This window comes from Thalassotalea agarivorans (genome assembly GCF_030295955.1).
GTDB classification, from domain to species: domain Bacteria; phylum Pseudomonadota; class Gammaproteobacteria; order Enterobacterales; family Alteromonadaceae; genus Thalassotalea_D; species Thalassotalea_D agarivorans.
Window position 1 is genome coordinate 2206709 of the sequence record NZ_AP027363.1, and the last position, 21268, is coordinate 2227976.

A 21268-nucleotide genomic window follows, 5' to 3' on the forward strand; every position below is an offset into this window, starting at 1 on the left:
ACCCCTGGTAAAGTGCGTTAAATACTCATTACTTTGTGTGTTAAAAAAGGCCAACTTGCGCTGGCCTTTAATCTAAGTGATACCTTATAGCCTAGTTCGCAACTTAGCTATTTGCTATACGCTCTTCAATAAATGCAATAGCCATATCTATTCGAGCTAACACTTTATCTTTGTCTAGTAGTGCAAGCGTGATATCAAGCGATGGAGAGTTACCTGCGCCCGTTGCGGCAACACGTAAAGGCATGCCTACTTTACCCATACCTACTTCAAGTTGCTCTGCCGTAGCATTGATAGCAGCATGAATGTCTGCAGCGTTCCAGTCGGCTAATGCTGATAGCTTTTCTTTAATGACTTGCAATGGTTCTAGTGCTACCGCGCGTAAATGCTTTTTAGCAGCATTGGCGTCAAACTCTGTAAAGTCGACATAAAAATAACGGCTAATTTCTGCCATTTCTTTCAATGTTTTTACGCGATCCGCCTGTACTTTAACGATCTCTTCTAGCGCTGGACCATTTGCAACATCAACACCCTGGTTTTCCATATGCCATGCAAGATGCTTAGCTACATAGGAAGGAGCAAGTGTCTTCATGTAATGTTGGTTAACCCAAACAAGCTTATCTGTGTTGAACGCAGAAGGTGCGCGGTTACAACCTGTTAAATCAAATAACTCGATCATTTCTTCACGAGAAAATATTTCCTGATCGCCATGTGACCAACCTAGACGAACTAGATAGTTAAGTAGCGCTTCTGGTAAATAACCATCATCGCGATACTGCATAACGCCAACAGCACCATGACGCTTAGATAATCGCTTGCCATCGTCACCCAAAATCATTGGAATGTGCGCGTATTCAGGTAATGGAGCGCCTAGCGCTTGTAAAATGTTAATTTGTCTTGGCGTATTATTAACATGATCATCACCACGAATAACGTGTGTAATGCCCATATCCCAATCGTCAACAACGACCGTAAGATTATACGTAGGCGTGCCGTCTGAGCGTGCAATAATCAGATCATCAAGTTCTTGGTTATTAATAACAATATCGCCTTTAACCAAGTCTTTAATAACAACATCGCCTTCTAGCGGGTTCTTAAAACGTATAACGTATGGTTCACCTTCAGGGTAATCTGTTCTGTTACGCCATTTCCCGTTGTATTTTTCTTTTTCGCCTTTAGCACGCGCTTCTTCACGCATCGCTTCAACTTCTTCAGGTGTGCTATAACAGCGATAAGCATCACCTTGCTCAATTAACTGAGCGATGACTTCTTTGTAACGGTCAAAGCGTTTGGTCTGAAAAAATGGACCTTGCGTCCAGGTTAAATTAAGCCAGTTCATACCATCCATAATGGCGTCTACTGACTCCTGCGTTGAACGCTCAAGGTCTGTATCTTCAATACGTAATACAAATTCGCCGCCGTTTTTCTGGGCGTATAACCAACTGTATAGAGCTGTTCTTGCTCCACCTACATGTAAGTACCCTGTTGGGCTTGGCGCAAATCGCGTCGTTAATGTCATGTTTATCTCGCTAAAAGCTAAAGTTTTGCCTTAAAAATTGCGACGTATTTTATCAGGCTAACGCAAACAATACACTAGTAAAAAGAGCGCGACGCTTAATTTAAGGTCAATTTGATTATTTTTAAATCGAACAAATAAAAGATTTGGAAAAAATACGTTTTTTTACTTAGTTTTTGTTGACAGCTTTTTCCATCTCCCTATAATACGCCCCCACAGAGACGGACGATTAGCTCAGTTGGGAGAGCACCGCCCTTACAAGGCGGGGGTCACTGGTTCAAGCCCAGTATCGTCCACCACTTCTCTGTTCCTATGATGGACGATTAGCTCAGTTGGGAGAGCACCGCCCTTACAAGGCGGGGGTCACTGGTTCAAGCCCAGTATCGTCCACCAACTTCTCTGTTCCTACGATGGACGATTAGCTCAGTTGGGAGAGCACCGCCCTTACAAGGCGGGGGTCACTGGTTCAAGCCCAGTATCGTCCACCAAATTTCATCATTATATGATTCAATAGCCATAGGCTGTAAGCTTTATGCTGTATGTAGGTTTAAACGTTATAGCTGATAGCTGTTAACCTATAGCCAACGCATTTTATGCGTTTGAGCACCGCCCGCTTATTCAATGCCCGGACCAAGTCACTGGTTCAAGCCCAGTATCGTCCACCAAATTTCATCATTATATGATTCAATAGCCATAGGCTGTAAGTTCTATGCTGTATGTAGGTTTAAACGCTATAGCTGATAGCTGTTAACCTAAAGCCAACGCATTTTATGCGTTTGAGCACCGCCCGCTTATTCAATGCCCGGACCAAGTCACTGGTTCAAGCCCAGTTCAATCACCAAATTTCATCATTATATGATTCAATAGCCCTAAGTTCTATGCTGTATGTAGGTTTAAACGTTACAGCTGATAGCAGTTAACCTATAGCCAACGCATTTCATGCGTTTGAGCACCGCCTGCTTATTCAATGCCCGATCCAAGTCACTGGTTCAAGCCCAGTATCGTCCACCAAATTTTCGTTTCTTCGAAACTCAAAAGCTCTATGCTCTAAGCTCTAAGCCCTAAGTTCTAAGTTCTAAGCCCTAAGTTCTAAGCTGTATGCTGTATGCTGTATTTAGGTTTAAACGTTATAGCTGATAGCTGTTAACCTATAGCCAACGCATTTCATGCGTTTGCGCGCAATGCGCTACATTGCAGACAAAAATGCTTTTGCTGAGTGTAGTCGTACAGTAGCGCCACCTATGATATCTACGAAACCTAGCAAGGGGCTCGGCTTTTCTGCACTAATCCATGCACTGCCGGTAGCACCAATGGGTAACATAGCTGCTGTTTCGCTATCCATTTCTAACACCACAATTCGACCTTTTGCGCTCATTCCCTTGCCAACAAACTGAGTCAAGCTCTCTTCTTGCGGCAACAATGTACCGGTTGTTTCACCCTTGGCCGTGCCGATCGATTTTACCCTTGCTCTAAAGACATGGCCTGCATGAGAATCTACATAAAATTCAGCAAATTGGCCTGCTTTAACAAAAGGGTATGCCTGCTCTGGAATCCGCATTTGTACAAACTTCTTAGATGTATCATAAATATGGAGCGAACCAATAACCGTGCCGTCGGCAATCATAACTAACGATACTTTGCCATCAAAAGGCGCTTCAACCGTATAGTCGTCTAACGATACTTCTAGACTATGAAGCTGCTCTTCTAAGTCTGTCACTTTGTTTCTAGCGTCATCTAGTTCAGCCTGTGACGCATACTGCCCGATTTTCTCGAGTCGCTTCAACTCAATATCGGCCAATGCCAATTCAGATTCTACCGCCCTTATATCTGACTGCACATAGGTGTCATAGAGCGTATACAACAACTCACCTTTTTTCACATACTGATTATGTTCTACAAAAACGTGTTTAACCTGAAAGCCAACCGCAGGTGACATCACTGCGTGCGGCGCCCTAACTTGTGTTGACTTTGTAAAGTCGACAGGCGACCAAAATCGATTCGCTACAAGTAATGAGAAGGCAATAAGTACGCCAAAAGATACTGCAGTAAATACATTGCGAGGGCGCGTTTTAATGACACCAAACTTAAACAACAACCACATTACTAAACAGTAGGGTAATAATAATTCCTTCATATCATTCTCCTTTTAACCAAGTGCGTAAAGCGGTGTAATCTATTGCCATCAATAAAATGGCAAGAATCCAAAGCGGTTTGAAAAACAAGCCACATATACTGAGCCAAAAAATTAAGTTTGCTTGAGGTAAGCCTTTTTCTTTCGCTATTTTTTTGGGAATACAGTGCAGCTGCCATAACTTCCAAGCGACGAAAGCAAAAATGCCTGTCGTCACGATGATAATGACCCAAAAAAAGGCAACGCTGTCGAGCAATGCCATTACGCTGGGTAACTCGTTGTAAGCTAACGACGTTTCATGAATGTTCATCATTAAAACTCCTAACCGAAATACTTAAACGAATACTGCAACAAACGCTAAATAGCGTGTTATTCGTGGTGTATTGATTAGTGTAATGAGTTTAAATTATGATTAGAAACGACTTAGAGAAATAGGTGTTATGCGTTTAGGTAATATTGTTAAAAAGCGCGAGATCGCGCTTTTTAATGGCGGGTGTCGTCTAGTTGTTCACGTATTTGGTGTGTTGTTTTGATTAACTGAGTAATGAACAATTTATCTTTATGCGCTAAAGCAGCCTTGCTTTGTGCTTCTCGCACAGCATCTGAATCGATCAACAGATGAAACTTACCTTGCTGGTACATTTTTAACTTAATCTCTAGCATTTGTAGGCGCATAGAAGTTTCTAGCTGAGCTTGAGATTCAGTATCATTTCTTTCCCAGGTTTTTTCGATATTTTCAGCAACCTTGAGTACCAAGTTTTCAAAGATTTCTCGATTATAAAAGCGATCTGTAGTCTTTGGTTGATACGCTGTTTCAATTGAAGTCTTCATGTGATCAATATTCTGTATAGTCAATTTCATCGCATGGCTCCTTTCACTTTTTTAACAATTGGCCATCAATGTAGAAGGCATTTTCAGATTTTAAAAGTATAGCAACTGCTCTATTAACAAAGTTACCACAGCAAGTTACAAGCATTTACAGTTTCATTTTGATGTTCTGGAATAATGTCATCCTAGAAAATTGCCGCCGCAAATTAGTATTAACTTTTTTTTTACAAATTGGACTAAGCTAAATAAGAAGTGTAATATTTTTAGTAAGTTATGCTATTTGAAACAACTAATTGATACGGCAATACATTGAGTTAAATGTATTACGCGCTAAATAGTCGCGTTTAAATGATGGAGTATTTACCAATGAAGCATTCAAAAGGTTTCACATTAATCGAATTAGTCGTTGTTATTGTTGTTTTAGGTGTATTAGCAGTCACTGCTGCACCACGATTTATAGATTTGCAATCAGACGCTCGTATAGCCACCCTACAAGGTCTTAAAGCCGCAATTATAGACGGCGCAGATTTAACCTATTCAAAAGCTTTAGTAGATGGCGTAGAGAGTGAGTCGGACGCAAGTGTGCAAAATCCTTCGTCACCAAATGGGTTTATAGTGACTCACTTCGGTTACCCCAATGCAGTATTTAATTTAGGTATATCACAGGCCATTGATATCGACATGGCCGACTGGGCAACGGCATCAAATGTTGATCACCCTAATGGCGATCCCGGACTATATGCAGAAGGGATCACACTGATTGAGCTAACAAATGGGGGGGCAGATGTTGACGAAGCCACGCTAAAAGCGACAAACTGTTATATAGTATATGGAGAGTCACCTGCACAAGGTGAGCAACCCCAAATTGAGATGGTTACAACAGGCTGTTAATGGAATCAGGAAATCATTATGAAGTTCAATTGGAAAGCGAACCAATTGAACTGTACAAACTACTTAAAATTGCCGATTTAGTATCAGGCGGTGGCGAGGCAAAAATCGTTATCAGTGAAGGATATGTGTATTTAAACGGCGAAGTTGAAACACAGAAACGAAAGAAAATATATAACGGCGATGTGATTGAGTTTAATGGTGATGTACTCACCTTAACCGTAGCAAACATATCACCACAAGCAGCACCAAAACAAAAAGCAACACCCAAAAAAAGAAAACCAATTAATTTCTAACGGGGGTCATTATGACTAACAGAAATAAGGGATTTACATTAATCGAGCTAGTTGTTGTTATCGTTATTCTAGGTATATTAGCTGTTACGGTCTTACCAAGGTTTGTTAACCTGCAAGATGACGCAAGAAAAGAAGTACTGCACGGCCTAAAGGCCGCTGTCATTGACGCCGCAGAAATGGTTTACGATAAGGCAGTGATTGAAGGCAAAGATGCGACACATAATAAAGTCGATATAGGCGGTGGTAACGAGATCGTCACACTTTATGGTTACCCTTTTGCTGTTGGCACAAATGGAATTCTGGGTGCTATCGATATCGACCCGTCCGAATGGGTAACCGCTAACGAATTTAATAATATGGGAGCTAACAATACCGACGTAGCTATGGTGTTTGGCTTTCCTTCGCTGTTAACAGGTAGCAAAACTAAATCTGCTGCCGACATAAAAGCCACCAAATGCTTTCTCTCTTATGGCGATTCATCAGGAAATAAAAAGTACATTATCATTTTAGAAGATAGTGGTTGTTAAAAAAGGAGACGACATGGATTTAAACGCTAAACGCGGCGGTTTCACTTTAGTTGAAATGATCGTAGTTATCGTCATTTTAGGCATACTAGCTGTCACTGTGCTGCCTAAATTTATTAATATTCAGGATGACGCTCGCAAAGCAACCTTGCATCAACTTAAAGGCAGTTTTAAAGAAACTGCTGAGTTAGTCTACGAAAAAGCTGTTATAGAAAACAAAACCAGTGGTGTTTCTAGGGTCGAAGTATCAAAAAATCTAATTATAGAAACGCTACACGGCTACCCTATATCCGTTGGCAACAAAGGCATACTCCAAGCAATGAATGTAGACCAATCTGAATGGATTGTATTAAATACGCTTGAAAAAGGTAGCAATGGATTGGACTACATAAGCGTGTATATGACTTTTCCTAAGCTAGTTGCAAGCGCTAAGCCAGGCTTGGATGAAGTAAAAGCCACTAACTGCTATGTTAGCTACGGCGAAGCAAAAGCAGACATGAAATATCGATTAGAAATGGTCGATACCGGCTGTTAAAGCAATGCCCCAGCATGTGCTGGGGTTAGACAGCACATGCACTGCAGGTTAGGTACGTTTTTTCAACGATTTTTGCCAAAAGATGGCCTGCCCCATACTCGCGTCTAATTCATAAGGTTTATATCCAGCCTTCTCATAAACACGCTTGGCTCGCTCATTTCCTGCCAACACTTCTAACGTCATCTTACAGCAATTCGCGTCAAGCGCATGCGCTTCAGCAGCTTTCATCAACGCACTACCTACACCTAGCCCTCTGACATCTTCTACAACAACAAGGTCGTGAATATTAAGCAAAGGAGCCGCGGCAAAGGTAGAAAAGCCGAAAACACAATTCGCTAAACCAACAGGCTTATCAGTTTGATAAGCAAGAAAACTAACCACATTGTTTTGTTGCTGCAGCGCTGGAATTAACTTTTCAATGGTTTCCTGTGCAATTGCTTCTCCGCCCCCCATTGGGTCGCTGGCATAGTGCTGCATCATGGTAATCAAATCTGCTGCTTGCTGCTTGTCATCATAATTTACTAGTAAGATGTTAATCGACATTCCTGCTCTCACATTGTTTTCTGGATTAATCCAATAATTTCGACTCAATTTATAGGCTAAATGCTTTTTTAGCAACGCCTTGCCTGATAGAATATCGCCACTTTTTTGACTTTTGGAACATATTAATGCGTACAAGTAAGTATTTACTGTCGACTTTAAAAGAAACACCTGCGAGTGCTGAAGTAATTAGCCATCAATTTATGCTAAGAGCAGGCCTCGTAAGAAACGTAGCATCGGGTCTTTATACCTGGCTACCGACAGGATTGCGCGTACTTAAAAAAGTAGAAAACATCGTACGAGAAGAAATGGAACGAGCTGGCGCGATAGAAACCTTGATGCCAATGGTTCAGCCTGCCGACCTCTGGCAAGAATCTGGTCGCTGGGACGACTACGGTCCAGAATTATTGCGCTTAAACGATCGTCACGAACGTCCATTTGTTTTAGGTCCTACGCACGAAGAAGTGATTACGAAGCTTATTAGTAATGAAGTAGCAAGTTACAAGCAACTGCCGCTCAATGTATTCCAAATTCAAACAAAATTTAGAGACGAAATTCGCCCTCGTTTCGGCGTAATGCGTGGCAGAGAATTCTTGATGAAGGATGCTTATTCTTTCCATACAAGTGATGACTGTTTAAAAGATACTTATCAGGTAATGTACGACGCGTACTGTCGTATATTTGAACGCCTAGGTCTTGACTACCGTCCTGTTATCGCTGATACCGGCTCAATTGGTGGCGATGCGTCACATGAATTTCATGTGTTAGCTGACTCTGGTGAAGATGACATCGCATTTAGTGATGGTAGTGATTTTGCAGCGAACGTAGAAAAAGCTGAGGCGCTAGCGCCTGCAGGTGAACGCCCTGCCCCAAGCCAATCTATTGAAAAAGTATCTACGCCTAACGTTAAATCGATTGCTGATGTCGCAACGTTTTTAAACGTAGATACAAACCAAACCGTTAAAACGCTATTAGTTGTTGGCGAAAGCGCTGAAGGAGAAACTGCGCCTGTTGTAGCGCTTGTTTTGCGTGGTGACCACGAGTTAAACGAAATCAAAGCAGAAAAGCTTGCTGGCGTCGCCTCGCCATTGGAAATGGCATCAGAGGAACAAATTAAAGCGGCAGTTGGCTGTGGCGCCGGTTCTATTGGCCCTGTTGAATTAACAGTACCAGTGATTGTTGACCGCAGTGCCGCCCACCTAGCAGACTTTGTCTGTGGTGCTAACCAAGACGATTTCCATTTTACTGGCGTAAACTGGGATCGTGATGCCAGCAATTACCAAGTTGAAGATATCCGTAACGTTGTTGAAGGTGACCCTAGTCCATGTGGTTCAGGTAATATAATCATCAAACGTGGTATTGAAGTTGGACACATTTTCCAGTTAGGTAAAAAATATGCTGATGCAATGAACTGTGGCGTATTAATGGAGTCAGGCAAGCACGAAACACTGACCATGGGTTGCTATGGTATTGGTGTATCTCGCATTGTTGCTGCTGCTATCGAACAAAACCATGACAAATATGGTATTAAGTGGCCAGAAGCTATTGCACCTTTTAACGTAGCCATTGTGCCAATGAATATGCACAAGTCAGCGCGTGTTCAAGAAACGGCAGAAAGCATTTATCAGCGCTTTTTAGACGCTGGCGTTGAAGTGCTATTTGACGATAGAAAAGAACGTCCAGGTGTCATGTTCAACGATCATGAACTTATTGGTACGCCATACATAGTAATTGTTGGCGAGCGCAATTTAGATGCTCAACAAGTAGAACTTAAGAATCGCCGCACGGGTGAAAAGACCTTAGTAGATATCGATAAAATATTAGATATCATTAAGTAACTCCCACTACTTTATAGAAAAACGCTGTTTATACAGCGTTTTTTTTTACCTTATACCAAATAAGCTGTTTACCTTCCGCTCAGATTAAGGAATGATTAGTCCGACTAACAACTCTCTTTAAAGGAAGGACAATGAAACCGGTATTAAAGTCTTCTAAACTCGACAACGTTTGCTATGAAATTCGCGGCCAGATCGCGGCCGAAGCCAAGCGTTTAGAAGATGAAGGACATAAAATCCTAAAACTCAATATCGGCAATCCGGCGCCATTTGGTTTTGAAGCGCCAGACGACATCCTCAAAGACGTTATTCATAACCTGCCCACAGCTCAAGGTTATAGCGATTCAAAAGGTATCTATTCTGCGCGTGTAGCTGTTATGCAGTACTTTCAGCAACAAGGTATTCGAGAGATTAGCATCGACGATATATTCATTGGAAACGGTGTTAGTGAACTTATTGTTATGGCGATGCAAGGGCTGATTAATAACCACGACGAAGTCTTAATTCCTGCACCAGACTATCCACTTTGGACGGCAGCCGTATCATTGTCTGGTGGCAAACCTGTGCATTATCAGTGTGACGAGGAAAACAATTGGTATCCGAATATTGAAGATATGCGTAGTAAAATTAGCGATAAAACAAAAGCTATCGTTTTAATCAACCCAAACAACCCTACAGGTAGTGTTTATTCAAAAGAAGTACTAGAAGATATATTAGCACTCGCTAAAGAGCATCAGCTCATCGTCTTTAGCGACGAAATATATGACAAAATATTGTATGACGAAGTAAAACATATACCGACGGCGTCTTTGTCAAATGACGTACTTGTTGTGACCATGGGAGGCCTTTCAAAAAACTATCGTATAGCAGGTTTTCGCGCCGGCTGGATGGTTATTTCGGGGCCTAAACTACATGCTCAAGACTATGTAGAAGGATTAAATATTCTTTCAGCTATGCGTCTTTGTGCAAATGTACCTTGTCAGCATGCCATCCAGACAGCGTTGGGTGGTTATCAGAGCATCAATGAACTTATTCAGGCCGATGGCCGGCTTAAGCAACAACGTGATCTGGCCTATCAAATGATCAACGATATTGACGGTTTAAGCTGTCAGCCGGCAATGGGTGCGCTATATTTGTTTGTAAAGGTCGATATTGAAAAATTTGGCATTACCAATGATGAGCAAATGGTATTGGATTTATTAAGACAAGAAAAAATTCTTCTCGTACATGGTCGAGGGTTTAATATCGATACGCCAAACTATTTTAGATTAGTGTTTTTACCGCATGTCGATGATCTTAAATTGGCGCTAACCAAATTAAAGAGCTTTTTCGATAGTTACCAACAAAATTAAGGGTTAATTATGCAAAGTACATTTCTTGCCTGGCTGTTTAGGATGCCACTAATAAAGCGCTGGGCATTAATGTACTGTGTAAAACCTGAAAATATTGCAGAGCATAGTCACCAAGTGGCCATCATTGCTCACCTGCTCGCAGAAACACGCAATAAACTTTATGACGGTACGCTAGATGCCAACAAAATAGCCATGATTGCGCTTTATCATGACGCGTCAGAAACACGTTTTGGCGATATCGTTAGTCCTACCAAATACGCCAATAAAGAAATCGCTCGTGAGTTTAAACACATTGAAACGCTAGCTGAGAAAGAATGTGTTGCTTCGTTGCCTAAACCATTTCAAGCGACCTTCAGCAACATTATTGTGCAGCAAAACATAGACCCAGAGATTAAGAAAGTCATTAAAGCAGCGGATATTTTGTCCGCTTACCTCAAAGCCAAAGACGAGTTAAACCACCACAATAATGAATTTTTGCACGTCAAAGAAAAGCTAGACAAGAAGTTAGAAAAGTTGACCCAAGAGATGCCGGAAGTCGATTACTTTCTTAAAACCTTTGCACAAGCGTGCACCGCCACAGTTGATAAATTATCCCAATAAAAAAGCCAGCATTTGTGCTGGCTTTATTTGTGTAAAGTAACGTCTACTTGCTCACTGGTGCGTTAAATTGTTCGATGATTTGACGAACAACATCTTTAATTGCCGCCTCAGGATTTTCTTTATCGCTTGAAGATATTTTCTTCACAGCCCAGCCATGCCAAGCAGGTTGCTTCGTTTTAACATCATATACGTCAATCGCTAAACGACCTTCCGTGTATGTACGTACGCGAGTTTCATTACCCATGTACATGCCACCGTAGTAGCCACGTCCCCAACCAAAACCTGCGTTATATGTTGCTGGGTATGTATCTACTTTAATCTTGTCACGGTTACCCACAGTATATGAGATAGCAAAATCCGCTTGTTCTGGATCAGCGACTAAGCTGTAGCCTTTCTTTTTAAACTCGTCTTCAATAGCCTTTTCCATGCGTTGCAGAGCGACTGGATTGGCTTCAGCGGCTTCAACTAGGATCTTGCCCGGTTTCAACCAAGCAAATGTTTTGTAGTTGGAGATATCTACATTGGCATTTTGATCGGCGTCTACTTTGGGTGCATAAGTCGAAGTACAAGCAGCAATCAAACTTGCTGCAACAAAAACACATAAAGCCTTAAATTTATTCATCATTTCTTCCTTCAAACTGATTCAAATACAGCGTACTTTATTTAGCAATTACAAACTGTTAATTAATGTTACTCTTTATACAGTAACAAGGATCAGGATTTATTTACAATAAAAACACCTAAATACATGACACAAATAGACATTATAGGTGTAATTAATACTGACAATAAGACCCCGAAAACACTCGCTTTATTTCTCATGTCAATTAAATATAAAAAATAATTACATCTAATTCGTAATTAATGGTTGACACTATTTAGCAAAGCCCTTAAAACTATACTCAAATTAACGGAAAATAGTTTAGATGAAACATATTATTGTACTCACAGTCATGCTCTTAGTCGTAGTGGTAGTCAAATCACTGCGGGGCACGGTGCGTCTATAAAAATCATCTAACGATTAATAGAATCCCAAAAAACCCCGCACCTTAGCGGGGTTTTTTATGTTTAGCATTTAAATGGAAACAATATTATGACAACCGAAACATACTCGGGAGCGCAGCTGGTAGTTAAAGCCTTAGATGCCTTAGATGTAAAATACATATTTGGTTATCCTGGTGGCTCTGTTCTAGATATTTATGACGCCATATTTGAGCAGTCTAGTGTAGAACATATTCTAGTTCGCCATGAACAAGCGGCGACGCATATGGCCGATGGCTATACTCGCGCTACTGGGGAAACAGGTGTTGTTTTAGCAACCTCAGGTCCAGGTAACACCAACTGTGTAACCGGTATCGCTACCGCTTACATGGACTCTATCCCAATGGTGGTGCTTGCAGGACAGGTGCCAAGCAATATGATTGGCGACGATGCGTTTCAAGAAACTGATATCATTGGTTGTTCTCGCCCTATTGTTAAACATAGCTTCAATTGCCGTACCATCGAAGAAATACCTAATGTCATTGCAAAAGCATTTTATATAGCGAGCACAGGTCGTCCTGGGCCGGTTGTGATTGAATTACCTAAAGACATTCTATTGCCGCAGAATAAAGCTCCTTTTGTACTAGAAAAGTCTGTCAGTATTCGCTCATACAATCCAAGTGCCAAAGGCCACCCAAAACAAATTCGAAAAGCGGTCAGCACAATTACAGCGGCTAAAAAGCTGGTTGTATATTCTGGTGGCGGCATTATTACCGCCGATGCCTCAGAATTACTGACACAATTGGTAGAACGTCTAAATGCGCCATGCACCAATACCTTAATGGGCTTAGGCGGCCTTTCGGGCGTTCATGACAACTTTATTGGTATGCTTGGCATGCATGGTACGGTTGAAGCAAACAAAGCCATGGCACACGCTGACGTGATTCTGGCTTTAGGTGCACGATTTGACGATCGCGTTACTAATAATGTTAAGAAGTTTTGCCCGAACGCAACCATTATTCATGTGGACATCGATCCGACATCGATTTCAAAAACCATTAATGCGCATATCCCTGTTGTTGGTTTGGTGGACATTGTTATCCAACAGTTGCTTGACGAAATGGATGCAACACAATATCAAGTTGACGAAGAAGCCAACGCTAGCTGGTGGCAACAAATCAATCAATGGCGTGCGTTAAAGAGCTTGAGCTATGAGCAGCCGGCAGAAGGGTTAATCAAACCACAAACCGTTGTTGAAGCCATTTATAAACTGACCGAGGGTAAAGCGTACGTAACTTCAGATGTTGGTCAACACCAAATGTTTGCCGCACAATACTACCCTTTTGCCAAGCCAAGGCAATGGATCAACTCTGGCGGCTTAGGCACCATGGGATTTGGTTTGCCAGCTGCAATGGGTGTAAAGCATGCTCTGCCAGAGGAAGAAGTAATTTGTATTACCGGCGACGGCTCTATCCAAATGAACATTCAAGAGCTTTCAACTTGTCAGCAATATAATCTACCAGTAAAAGTTGTGTCCCTGAACAATCGTTCATTGGGTATGGTAAGACAGTGGCAAGACATGATTTATGGTGGCCGACACTCTTCTTCTTACATGGAGTCATTGCCTGATTTTGTTAAGCTTGCAGAAGCTTATGGCCACGTTGGTATCCAAATCAACACAATAGATGAGTTAGACGAGAAACTAGCCGAGGCATTTGCCATTAAAGATAGACTCGTTTTTATTGACATTTTAGTAGACGAAACTGAACACGTTTATCCTATGCAAGTGCGTCATGGTGCTGTTGATGAGATGTGGATCAAAAAAGGAGAGAAAGTCTAATGCGCCGTATTTTAGCTATTCTATTGGAAAATGAACCTGGCAGCTTATCTCGCATTGTAGGTTTGTTCTCTCAACGCGCCTACAACATCGAAAGCCTTACTGTTGCGCCAACAGCTGATGCTAGTATTTCACGTATTACCATTGCTACCAACGGTGATGACAAGGTATTAGAGCAAATTGTAAAGCAGGTAAACAAGTTGATCGATGTGATAAAAATTACCGACCTTACAGAAAGAAGTCATATCGAACGAGAGATTTTGTTGATCAAAGTGTTGGCTATGAATGATAAGACGCGAACAGAAGTTAAGCGTATTACTGATATATTTAGAGCGGGTATTGTCGATGTCGGTAAGCAGGTATATACCATTCAAATAACCGGAGATGCAGACAAACTCAATGCATTTGTCACCGCACTTTCTCACGAAACCGAAATTATTGAATCAGCGCGCTCTGGCAGTGTAGGTCTGGCTCGAGGTGAGAAAGCTTTAAGGGTATGATTGATAGACTGTTATTCAATTAGGCGGTCATTGACCGCCTTTTTATTATGCATATTGTTACACTGAGCAAAGCACATAAAAAAGCGCTATTGCGCTTTTATAAATCGCAACATTACCCAATATCCTATATGGGATTCGATACATGTTATGTGTTGGCCGATAGTCCATCGGTTAATAATGAAAACGATATGTTGGCAGCAGCATTTTGCTCTGAAATTAACCCTGAATATGGCTATACCTTCTTACACGGTGTAGTTGTTAAAACGCAACACCAACACCAAGGATTAGGTTCAATACTTGTAAAACATGCTATAAATCAGCATCGCAATATATATTGCTTTGCCGATGCTAAGTTAACGCCTTTTTATCTGCAGCTTAACTTTGTCAAAAAGACCCAATCAAACTTGCCAACATCGCTTTGCAACAGGCTAAAAAGCTACCAAGTAAAACATCCTAACCTTGTTGCTTTTATTCACCCTTAGCCCCAATTTTCAAAATGTTTGTGCCTGTCATTTATCTCTAGTGACGCCGGCATCAGATAGGCGCGATACATATAACGCCACATATAAGTGGGCGTATATTCATCTGGCGTTTTAACGGCTTCTGTTTCGGCTGGTTTATGAGATGTTTGCCAAGCGCGAAAGTCTGCTTGGTGCTCACTTGCTAATGTATCGAGCAACCTCGCGTATCGCTCAAAATCGTTATCTTTAAGCGCGTGTCCTAATGCTTGAAGCTGCTCTAAATAATTTTCAGCAAGATAACGGATTGCCTGGTAGCTCCAACGATAAACGCGGTCTGCACCATCATTGTATGACGTCGCAAAAATATCTTTCAATGTCGGCCACTGCCCTTCCTCTTTTTTCCTGAGTAAGGCAAAGCTACGTTTATTGGCATTTTGTTTAGAAATATACTCGGCAATGCCTTCTGACCACCACACTAAATGGCTCGGAAAATGCCCAAAGGTACCGTACTTTACGAAGCGGCCATCTAAGTAATGAACATACTCATGATTGAGGTTCCACACACTAAAAGCAGGTTGCTTCCAGAAGGCCTCAAATGCATAATATGTTGCTTGGTTACCTTCTTTTGCAGGATCACCTTCAATATACATACCGCCATTGTCAGTGCCTATATTAAAAAAGAGTTGGCCCCATCGATTGTATTCACTGTAATTATCAAAGATTACGACACGCAACTTTGTATTTTGATCATCTGCCGTGGGTACCCTACCCGTGGCAAGCGTATCATGAAAGAAACGCTCTTGAGAGGTAAGTACTGTGCAAGATTGTTCTAGTTGCTCCGCAGTCATTTGCGTCGCACGAATAAACAAGGTGTCTGAACAGGTATGGTTTACCGGTAAAAACTCATCAATTGTTGGGATCTCACATTGACCTTTAAAATCAGTTTCACATTGCTCATGGTAGCGATAAGAATTAACGAGGTAATGCTGGGAAAAAAGTTCACGCTGTTCTAAGTCTGAAAGGTTAGCATGATTAAACAAGTACTCACTTACCTTTTTGTCCAGCGCGGTTTGCTGCGCCTCATTGGCTATATAATGCTGCGAAGCTGCTAGCCACAAGGTGTGCGTTAAAGGCCAATCATTAGTGGTAAGGGAGTGCATGTGCTTATCGATAGCATTCATCAGCGCCGTCGAATTTTCCTCATCACCCATTATTTTTTCTTTAAGTTCGCTTTGGTCGCGCGCTTCAAATGAAACAAAGCCCAATGTGCGATAAAGCTCCCACAACGTGTATTGACCTTGTTTGGATAAAGTACTTACATCGACACCATTAAACTGTGCCAGCAATGTAACAAGTGTAGATACGTGTTCGCTAACAACATTGGCGCCGTCGTCTGTAGCAAAATAGCGATAAAGCGTTACGAGTACGTGTTCTTGTAACCGCCTCGCACTATCGTTTTGGTGATAAAAATCAGCTCTTGTTGTAACCGCATCTATCGCGCTAGACAATTGCGCTCGTTGCGCTTTGGTTAACTCGTCTGTATCAACATAATATGAGTGTGCTCGCAGATAATACAATAAATCGTCTAAATCCTGTGAGACGCTTTGTTGCTGAGACTCAGCAATTATTGCAGCTGTGACAGAGTCAATTAACCCTTCACTCTGATGATTGAAGCAGCTATTCCAACCCTTGTGTTCCAATGATAAAAGGTATTGTGCTGTTGCGGGATACGCCTCAATACATGTGGTATTCGCGTTATCTTCTTGTTTACTTGTGGGCGCGTCTTTACATGCGGTCAATAATGCACATATCCCAACTAAAAATAGTTGCTTCATTCAAAATTACACTTAACACTCAATTTAGGTATATTGTATACAAAAAGGCGTGAGGTACAAGCATTAATCTTTTGAGGCTGTTCCTAGTGAAATTGGTTTCATCAACAGAGACAGCAGAAAAGCAACTAATACAAAGCCGGTGGCGATATCAAAACTGAGCGTCGCACCTTCACCTTGTTGCCAAACTAAACCTGTAAGATAAACACCTAAAGCACCACCAATACCAAAGACACCAGCGATGTATAACGCTTGCCCTCTGTTTTGCTGATCATGTTTGAAATGATGATTAATGAATTGCATAGCGCAAGCATGATAAAGGCCATACGAAAGACAGTGACTAATTTGGCAAGCAACCAGTACCCATGCATGTTCAGCGAAATGCCCCGTAAAGTACCAACGCATTGCTGTAACAATCAAAATAAAGGTAAACAAATGATGAATATGAAAGCCTTTAAATATCAAGCCGGCAATAATAAAAATAAAGATTTCAGCAATCGCACCTACCGCGATCAGCAAACCAATTTCGTAACCCGCATAGCCAAGGTCTTTTAGAAACAACGCAAAGAAACCATTAAACGGGCCAAAGCTTGCTTGCAACAACAAACCAACAACGAAGAAGATCATAAAATTAGGTTGTAGAATTTGAGCCTTGATTGGCGAAGACTGCGCTTGTTGTCGCTGTGCTCGTTTCGGTTGTCGCAGCAACAAGGTAAACAGAAACAAACAAAAAGAGATAAATAAGGTTAAATGTAGGTAGCTTTCATCACCAAATAGATCGAGAATTTCGCCCGAGATAATGGCAAAAATAATGAAACCTAAACTACCCCAGCTTCTAATGCGCGCGTAAATCTTGGCCTTCTTGCGAACGGAAGCAACAGTCATCGCTTCTAATTGCGGCATGACGGCATTCCAAAAGAAGCTGTACATGGTAAAGCAAACTGCAACAGCCCAATAACCTTGGCTAAAATAAAGCGGAATGCAAAACACAAGCGATAATAATGCGCCCAGTCGAATGATGGACGCCTGCTGACCTGTTTTGTCTGAAAGTACCGCCCAGATAGGTGGGCCGATGATTTTTGTTGCCATCACAAATGCCAGTAATTCACCGATTTCCACTGAGGTGAAACCTAGCGCATTTAAATAAACAGCAAGAAAAGGAGCCATCAAACCAATGACGGCAAAATACCAAAAGTAATTACCCGCTAACGCGACATATAAGGACGGTTTTGCGGATCTCATTACTCAACAATAGGCGTGTTACATTCTACGCCAGTATTCTGTGCGCGATGTCGCATCAAATGATCCAACAAAGTTATAGCCATCATCGCTTCTGCAATCGGTACAGCGCGAATACCTACACACGGATCGTGGCGACCCTTGGTAATAATATCGGTCGGATTACCATCGCTATCTATGGTCTTGCCGCTAATACCAATTGAGGAAGTTGGTTTAAGCGCGAGATACGCGACAATAGGTTGACCAGAAGATATTCCGCCTAACACGCCACCGGCATGATTAGACAAAAATCCCTCAGGCGTAATTTCATCTCTATGCTCTGAGCCTTTTTGATTAACCACTGCAAATCCATCACCTATCTCGATACCTTTAACAGCATTAATACTCATCAAGCTATGTGCTAAATCCGCGTCTAAACGATCAAACACTGGCTCTCCTAATCCTACAGGAACGCCTTCTGCAACCACCATCACCTTGGCACCAATGGAGTCTTTTTGTTTGATGATACCGCGCAGGAACTCGTCTAACGCATCCAATTTAGTGGTATCAGGGAAGAAAAATGGATTGTGAGGCACTTGTTCCCAATCAAATTGTTCTGCTTCAATTGGGCCTATTTGCGTGACACAGCCTTTAAAAGACACACCAAAAGATTCTTTTAAATATTTTTTAGCAATGGCACCTGCAGCAACGCGCATTGCTGTTTCACGCGCTGAAGAGCGACCGCCGCCGCGATAATCACGAAAGCCGTATTTGTGGGTATAAGTATAATCAGCATGACCAGGTCTAAAGCTTTGAGCAATGTTGCCATAGTCCTTAGAGCGTTGGTCTGTATTTTCTATCAGAAGACCAATAGGTGTCCCGGTAGTTTTACCTTCAAAGACACCAGAAACAATACGAACTTTATCTGCTTCCCGGCGTGCCGTGGTATAGCGAGACGTACCAGGCTTTCTGCGATCCAAGTCGTGCTGTAAATCTTCTTCCGTTAAGCTGATACCCGGAGGGCAACCATCTACAATGGCGCCCAAACCCGCACCATGACTTTCGCCAAACGTTGTAACCGTAAACAACTTTCCTATTGTATTTCCAGACATTATGCTTCTTTTACTATTCGTTGATTAAAAATATCTTGATACTTATCAAGCTCTGCTTTTGTCAGCTTAAATACGCCGTGACCGCCATGTTCAAACGTCAACCAAGTAAATGTTACTTCGGGGTAAGCGGACTCTACATGGATTTGAGAATTACCCACTTCACATATAAGTACCCCATCGTCGTTAAGGTGCTCAGCAGCCTGCGCTAAAATTTTGCGTGTTATATCTAAGCCATCGCTGCCGCTGCCTAAACCTATTTCAGGTTCGTGAAGATATTCATCAGGCAAGCTTTCTACGTCTTCCTGATCGACATACGGCGGATTAGTCACAATTAAATCATATTTAAAACCGTCTAGGTTAGAAAAAACATCAGATTGAATTGGAATAACTTGTGCCTCTAGACCATGCCCCTCGATATTGATTTGCGCAACATCAAGAGCGTCTATAGATATATCAACAGCATCAACCTCTGCTAGAGGAAACGCATAAGCACATGCAATGGCAATACAGCCGCTACCTGTACATAAATCTAAAATACGATGTGGCGCTCTATCTTGATTAAATTCAGGTGAAAATTTGTTGTGTATTAACTCTGCGATTGGAGAGCGCGGCACAAGTACGCGTTCATCGACATAAAAGCTTAAACCAGCAAATTGTGCTTGATTAATCAGGTAAGCTGCTGGCTTGTGCGACGTTACACGCTGTTCAAATAATGCCAAAACACTTGCCTTCTCTTCTTCAAGCAATGTCGCCATTTTCGCACGCTCAAACAAATCGCGCTCAAGATGCAATGCAAACATAGTTAAACTTACCGCTTCATCCCACGCGTTATCCGTGCCGTGACCAAAAAATAAGTCAGCTTGATTGAACTGAGACGCACCATAGCGCACCATATCAAGGATTGTAAGTAATTGAGATTGAATATTCGATGATGACACAGCCAAATTATTCCTATGCTTAGTATTTTTCTTGTCTTCTATTGTAAATCATTTAGACTGCTCACATGAAATTTAAAGATTTGCTGAGTGAGCAAGAAAAACAACTGTTTAAAGACGCTACTAGCGGCACAAAGCCGTTAGTGCAAGACAAGATACACCCTGTGAAATCTTCTCGCAAGCACCCATTAGCCACTAAAAACCATACTAAAAAGAAACAAATTGCCAGCTTTCACTTTTCTGACGAATACGAACCAGCTTTAAACGACTCCGGTCCCACAAAATATGTGCGTGACGACGTTGATAGTTTTGAGGCAAAAAATTTACGCCGTGGCATATATCACCCAGATTTGATTCTGGATTTACATGGTCTTGATCAGCAAACATCAAAAGCAGAGATTGCGGCCTTATTGCATGCATGCCAAAAAGAGCATGCTAAATGTGTGTGTATCGTGCACGGTTTAGGCAGCAGAATCTTAAAAAACAAAGTACCGCATTGGTTAGTTCAGCATCCCGATGTGATGGCATTCCACCAAGCCCCCCTAGAGTACGGTGGTGATGGTGCTTTGCTTGTATTAGTTGATATCCACGATAAAGATGGCAAGCTTTAGCACAAGTCGTTTGGTGCGATTAGCTCCAGTAACTGTCCCTTCATTTTCTTCATGTCATAGTCAATCACCGCAATCGCTGCAGTTTGGAATATAGGGGTATTGTTTCCATCGGTAAGTTCTGCGGTTAAATAGCTCACGATTGGCATGTGTGAAAACAAAGCAATACTTTGCCATTTTTCAATCGCCAGTAAACCATCTAGATAATCATGCACATTGCTTGCATTGCCAGAAGGGGTAATGAGTGAAGAGGTTTCTCGCGAAGGAACACCTTGTTGCTGGTTCAGCACTATATCAGCGGTTTGCTGCGCTCTGATGTATGGACTTGCGATAACGAAATCTAATGCAGGCTGATGCTTTGCCAACCAACTACCCATAACTTTTGCTTCAAGCTTACCTTGCTCTGTTAACACTCTTTGCGCATCGGGTTTGTCGATAGATTCGGCTTCTGCTTGCCCATGGCGCATAATAAACAGGCGCATGTATTAATACCGTGTAAATGTTCGCTACAAATATTGTAACCCCGTTATCGATTAATTGTTAAGTGTTGTTTTGTTTTTCCCACATTTAGCTGACAAATGCTGTTAAAATCTGGCTTACTACGAACAAAGTAGTAGATATATTTTTGAATAAGATGTTAGACTTTTCAATAACCTATTCAGCAAACAAATAGTTTTATCGCTGCACAAGAGCATTATCGCCTTTAAATACAACATTATTGCACAATTGACGTACCATTAAT

The 21268-nt window shown here is 41.7% G+C and carries 22 protein-coding genes and 3 tRNA genes; 14 read left to right on the plus strand and 11 right to left on the minus strand.

Translation table 11 applies throughout. The annotated features are described in order from the left end of the window. Positions 1–103: 103 nt before the first annotated feature. Positions 104–1516, minus strand: coding sequence for a glutamate--tRNA ligase (gene gltX, locus QUD85_RS10080; protein ID WP_093328236.1), 1413 nt, complete (start codon positions 1514–1516; stop codon positions 104–106). Positions 1517–1736: 220 nt separating this feature from the next. On the opposite strand from gltX, the gene QUD85_RS10085 reads away from it, so the two are divergent. From QUD85_RS10085 to QUD85_RS10095, 3 genes are all read left to right on the plus strand, one after another. Continuing rightward, positions 1737–1812: transfer RNA gene (locus tag QUD85_RS10085), tRNA-Val, on the plus strand. An 18-nt stretch (positions 1813–1830) separates the two neighbouring features. Continuing rightward, positions 1831–1906 (plus strand) — tRNA-Val (locus QUD85_RS10090). Positions 1907–1925: 19 nt separating this feature from the next. Next, positions 1926–2001: transfer RNA gene (locus tag QUD85_RS10095), tRNA-Val, on the plus strand. 698 nt (positions 2002–2699) lie between these two features. Here the strand turns inward: QUD85_RS10095 and QUD85_RS10100 are convergent. The 3 genes from QUD85_RS10100 to QUD85_RS10110 all read right to left on the minus strand — a co-directional run bounded on the left by QUD85_RS10100 (position 2700) and on the right by QUD85_RS10110 (position 4505). Continuing rightward, on the minus strand, positions 2700–3647 hold the full coding sequence (locus QUD85_RS10100; RefSeq protein WP_093328235.1) for an efflux RND transporter periplasmic adaptor subunit: 948 nt from the start codon (positions 3645–3647) through the stop codon (positions 2700–2702). Between the two features lies 1 nt (position 3648). Further along, positions 3649–3957 (minus strand): Mg2+ and Co2+ transporter, encoded by a 309-nt coding sequence (locus QUD85_RS10105; RefSeq protein ID WP_245732068.1) that lies wholly within the window; start codon positions 3955–3957, stop codon positions 3649–3651. 170 nt (positions 3958–4127) lie between these two features. Beyond that, positions 4128–4505 (minus strand): hypothetical protein, encoded by a 378-nt coding sequence (locus QUD85_RS10110; RefSeq protein WP_093328233.1) that lies wholly within the window; start codon positions 4503–4505, stop codon positions 4128–4130. Positions 4506–4838: 333 nt separating this feature from the next. On the opposite strand from QUD85_RS10110, the gene QUD85_RS10115 reads away from it, so the two are divergent. From QUD85_RS10115 to QUD85_RS10130, 4 genes are read left to right on the plus strand one after another with little or no spacing between them, the layout of a single operon-like run. Then, positions 4839–5363 carry a prepilin-type N-terminal cleavage/methylation domain-containing protein gene (locus tag QUD85_RS10115; protein WP_093328232.1) on the plus strand — a complete coding sequence of 175 codons (525 nt, stop codon included), beginning with the start codon at positions 4839–4841 and terminating at the stop codon, positions 5361–5363. Next, positions 5363–5656, plus strand: coding sequence for an RNA-binding S4 domain-containing protein (locus QUD85_RS10120; RefSeq protein WP_093328231.1), 294 nt, complete (start codon positions 5363–5365; stop codon positions 5654–5656). The genes QUD85_RS10115 and QUD85_RS10120 overlap by 1 nt, the downstream gene beginning before the upstream one ends. A gap of 11 nt (positions 5657–5667) precedes the next feature. Continuing rightward, complete coding sequence (locus QUD85_RS10125) at positions 5668–6183, plus strand: type II secretion system protein (protein WP_093328230.1); 516 nt, start codon at positions 5668–5670, stop codon at positions 6181–6183. Between the two features lie 13 nt (positions 6184–6196). Continuing rightward, a complete protein-coding gene (locus QUD85_RS10130) occupies positions 6197–6715 on the plus strand; it encodes a type II secretion system protein (protein WP_093328228.1) in 519 nt (172 codons plus the stop codon). A 48-nt stretch (positions 6716–6763) separates the two neighbouring features. Here the strand turns inward: QUD85_RS10130 and QUD85_RS10135 are convergent, their stop codons facing one another. Continuing rightward, entirely contained in the window at positions 6764–7258 is a 495-nt protein-coding gene (locus QUD85_RS10135) for a GNAT family N-acetyltransferase (protein WP_093328381.1), read from the minus strand. A 125-nt stretch (positions 7259–7383) separates the two neighbouring features. Between QUD85_RS10135 and QUD85_RS10140 the strand changes: the two genes are divergently transcribed. The 3 genes from QUD85_RS10140 to yfbR all read left to right on the plus strand — a co-directional run bounded on the left by QUD85_RS10140 (position 7384) and on the right by yfbR (position 11042). Next, positions 7384–9093, plus strand: a complete 1710-nt coding sequence (locus QUD85_RS10140) for a proline--tRNA ligase (RefSeq protein WP_093328227.1) — start codon at positions 7384–7386, stop codon at positions 9091–9093. A 131-nt stretch (positions 9094–9224) separates the two neighbouring features. Beyond that, entirely contained in the window at positions 9225–10442 is a 1218-nt protein-coding gene (locus QUD85_RS10145; RefSeq protein ID WP_093328225.1) for a pyridoxal phosphate-dependent aminotransferase, read from the plus strand. Between the two features lie 9 nt (positions 10443–10451). Further along, a complete protein-coding gene (gene yfbR, locus QUD85_RS10150; RefSeq protein WP_093328223.1) occupies positions 10452–11042 on the plus strand; it encodes a 5'-deoxynucleotidase in 591 nt (196 codons plus the stop codon). 43 nt (positions 11043–11085) lie between these two features. Here yfbR and QUD85_RS10155 read toward each other — a convergent pair whose 3' ends face one another. Then, on the minus strand, positions 11086–11664 hold the full coding sequence (locus QUD85_RS10155; RefSeq protein WP_093328222.1) for a DUF4136 domain-containing protein: 579 nt from the start codon (positions 11662–11664) through the stop codon (positions 11086–11088). 471 nt (positions 11665–12135) lie between these two features. Here QUD85_RS10155 and QUD85_RS10160 point away from each other — a divergent pair, with 471 nt between their 5' ends. From QUD85_RS10160 to QUD85_RS10170, 3 genes are all read left to right on the plus strand, one after another. After that, a complete protein-coding gene (locus tag QUD85_RS10160; RefSeq protein ID WP_093328220.1) occupies positions 12136–13863 on the plus strand; it encodes an acetolactate synthase 3 large subunit in 1728 nt (575 codons plus the stop codon). Further along, positions 13863–14360: an acetolactate synthase small subunit gene (gene ilvN, locus QUD85_RS10165; protein ID WP_093328219.1), complete on the plus strand. Its 498-nt coding sequence runs from the start codon at positions 13863–13865 to the stop codon at positions 14358–14360. Before QUD85_RS10160 ends, ilvN begins: the two co-directional genes overlap by 1 nt. Positions 14361–14488: 128 nt before the next feature. Next, positions 14489–14842: a GNAT family N-acetyltransferase gene (locus tag QUD85_RS10170; RefSeq protein ID WP_286218774.1), complete on the plus strand. Its 354-nt coding sequence runs from the start codon at positions 14489–14491 to the stop codon at positions 14840–14842. On the opposite strand, the gene QUD85_RS10175 is transcribed toward QUD85_RS10170, so the two are convergent. The 4 genes from QUD85_RS10175 to prmB all read right to left on the minus strand — a co-directional run bounded on the left by QUD85_RS10175 (position 14839) and on the right by prmB (position 19921). Further along, positions 14839–16656 carry a collagenase gene (locus QUD85_RS10175; RefSeq protein WP_093328216.1) on the minus strand — a complete coding sequence of 606 codons (1818 nt, stop codon included), beginning with the start codon at positions 16654–16656 and terminating at the stop codon, positions 14839–14841. The genes QUD85_RS10170 and QUD85_RS10175 overlap by 4 nt on opposite strands. A gap of 63 nt (positions 16657–16719) precedes the next feature. After that, a complete protein-coding gene (locus QUD85_RS10180; RefSeq protein WP_093328214.1) occupies positions 16720–17895 on the minus strand; it encodes an MFS transporter in 1176 nt (391 codons plus the stop codon). Continuing rightward, the gene (gene aroC / locus QUD85_RS10185; RefSeq protein WP_093328213.1) at positions 17895–18983 is read right to left on the minus strand and encodes a chorismate synthase; all 1089 of its coding nucleotides are present in this window, start codon (positions 18981–18983) and stop codon (positions 17895–17897) included. The genes QUD85_RS10180 and aroC overlap by 1 nt, the downstream gene beginning before the upstream one ends. Next, entirely contained in the window at positions 18983–19921 is a 939-nt protein-coding gene (prmB, locus tag QUD85_RS10190; protein ID WP_093328380.1) for a 50S ribosomal protein L3 N(5)-glutamine methyltransferase, read from the minus strand. The genes aroC and prmB overlap by 1 nt, the downstream gene beginning before the upstream one ends. 65 nt (positions 19922–19986) lie before the next feature. Here prmB and smrB point away from each other — a divergent pair, with 65 nt between their 5' ends. Next, complete coding sequence (smrB, locus tag QUD85_RS10195; protein ID WP_093328211.1) at positions 19987–20529, plus strand: endonuclease SmrB; 543 nt, start codon at positions 19987–19989, stop codon at positions 20527–20529. On the opposite strand, the gene sixA is transcribed toward smrB, so the two are convergent. Continuing rightward, on the minus strand, positions 20526–21008 hold the full coding sequence (gene sixA, locus QUD85_RS10200) for a phosphohistidine phosphatase SixA (protein WP_093328209.1): 483 nt from the start codon (positions 21006–21008) through the stop codon (positions 20526–20528). The two genes, smrB and sixA, sit on opposite strands and share 4 nt — an antisense overlap. Positions 21009–21268: the final 260 nt, after the last annotated feature.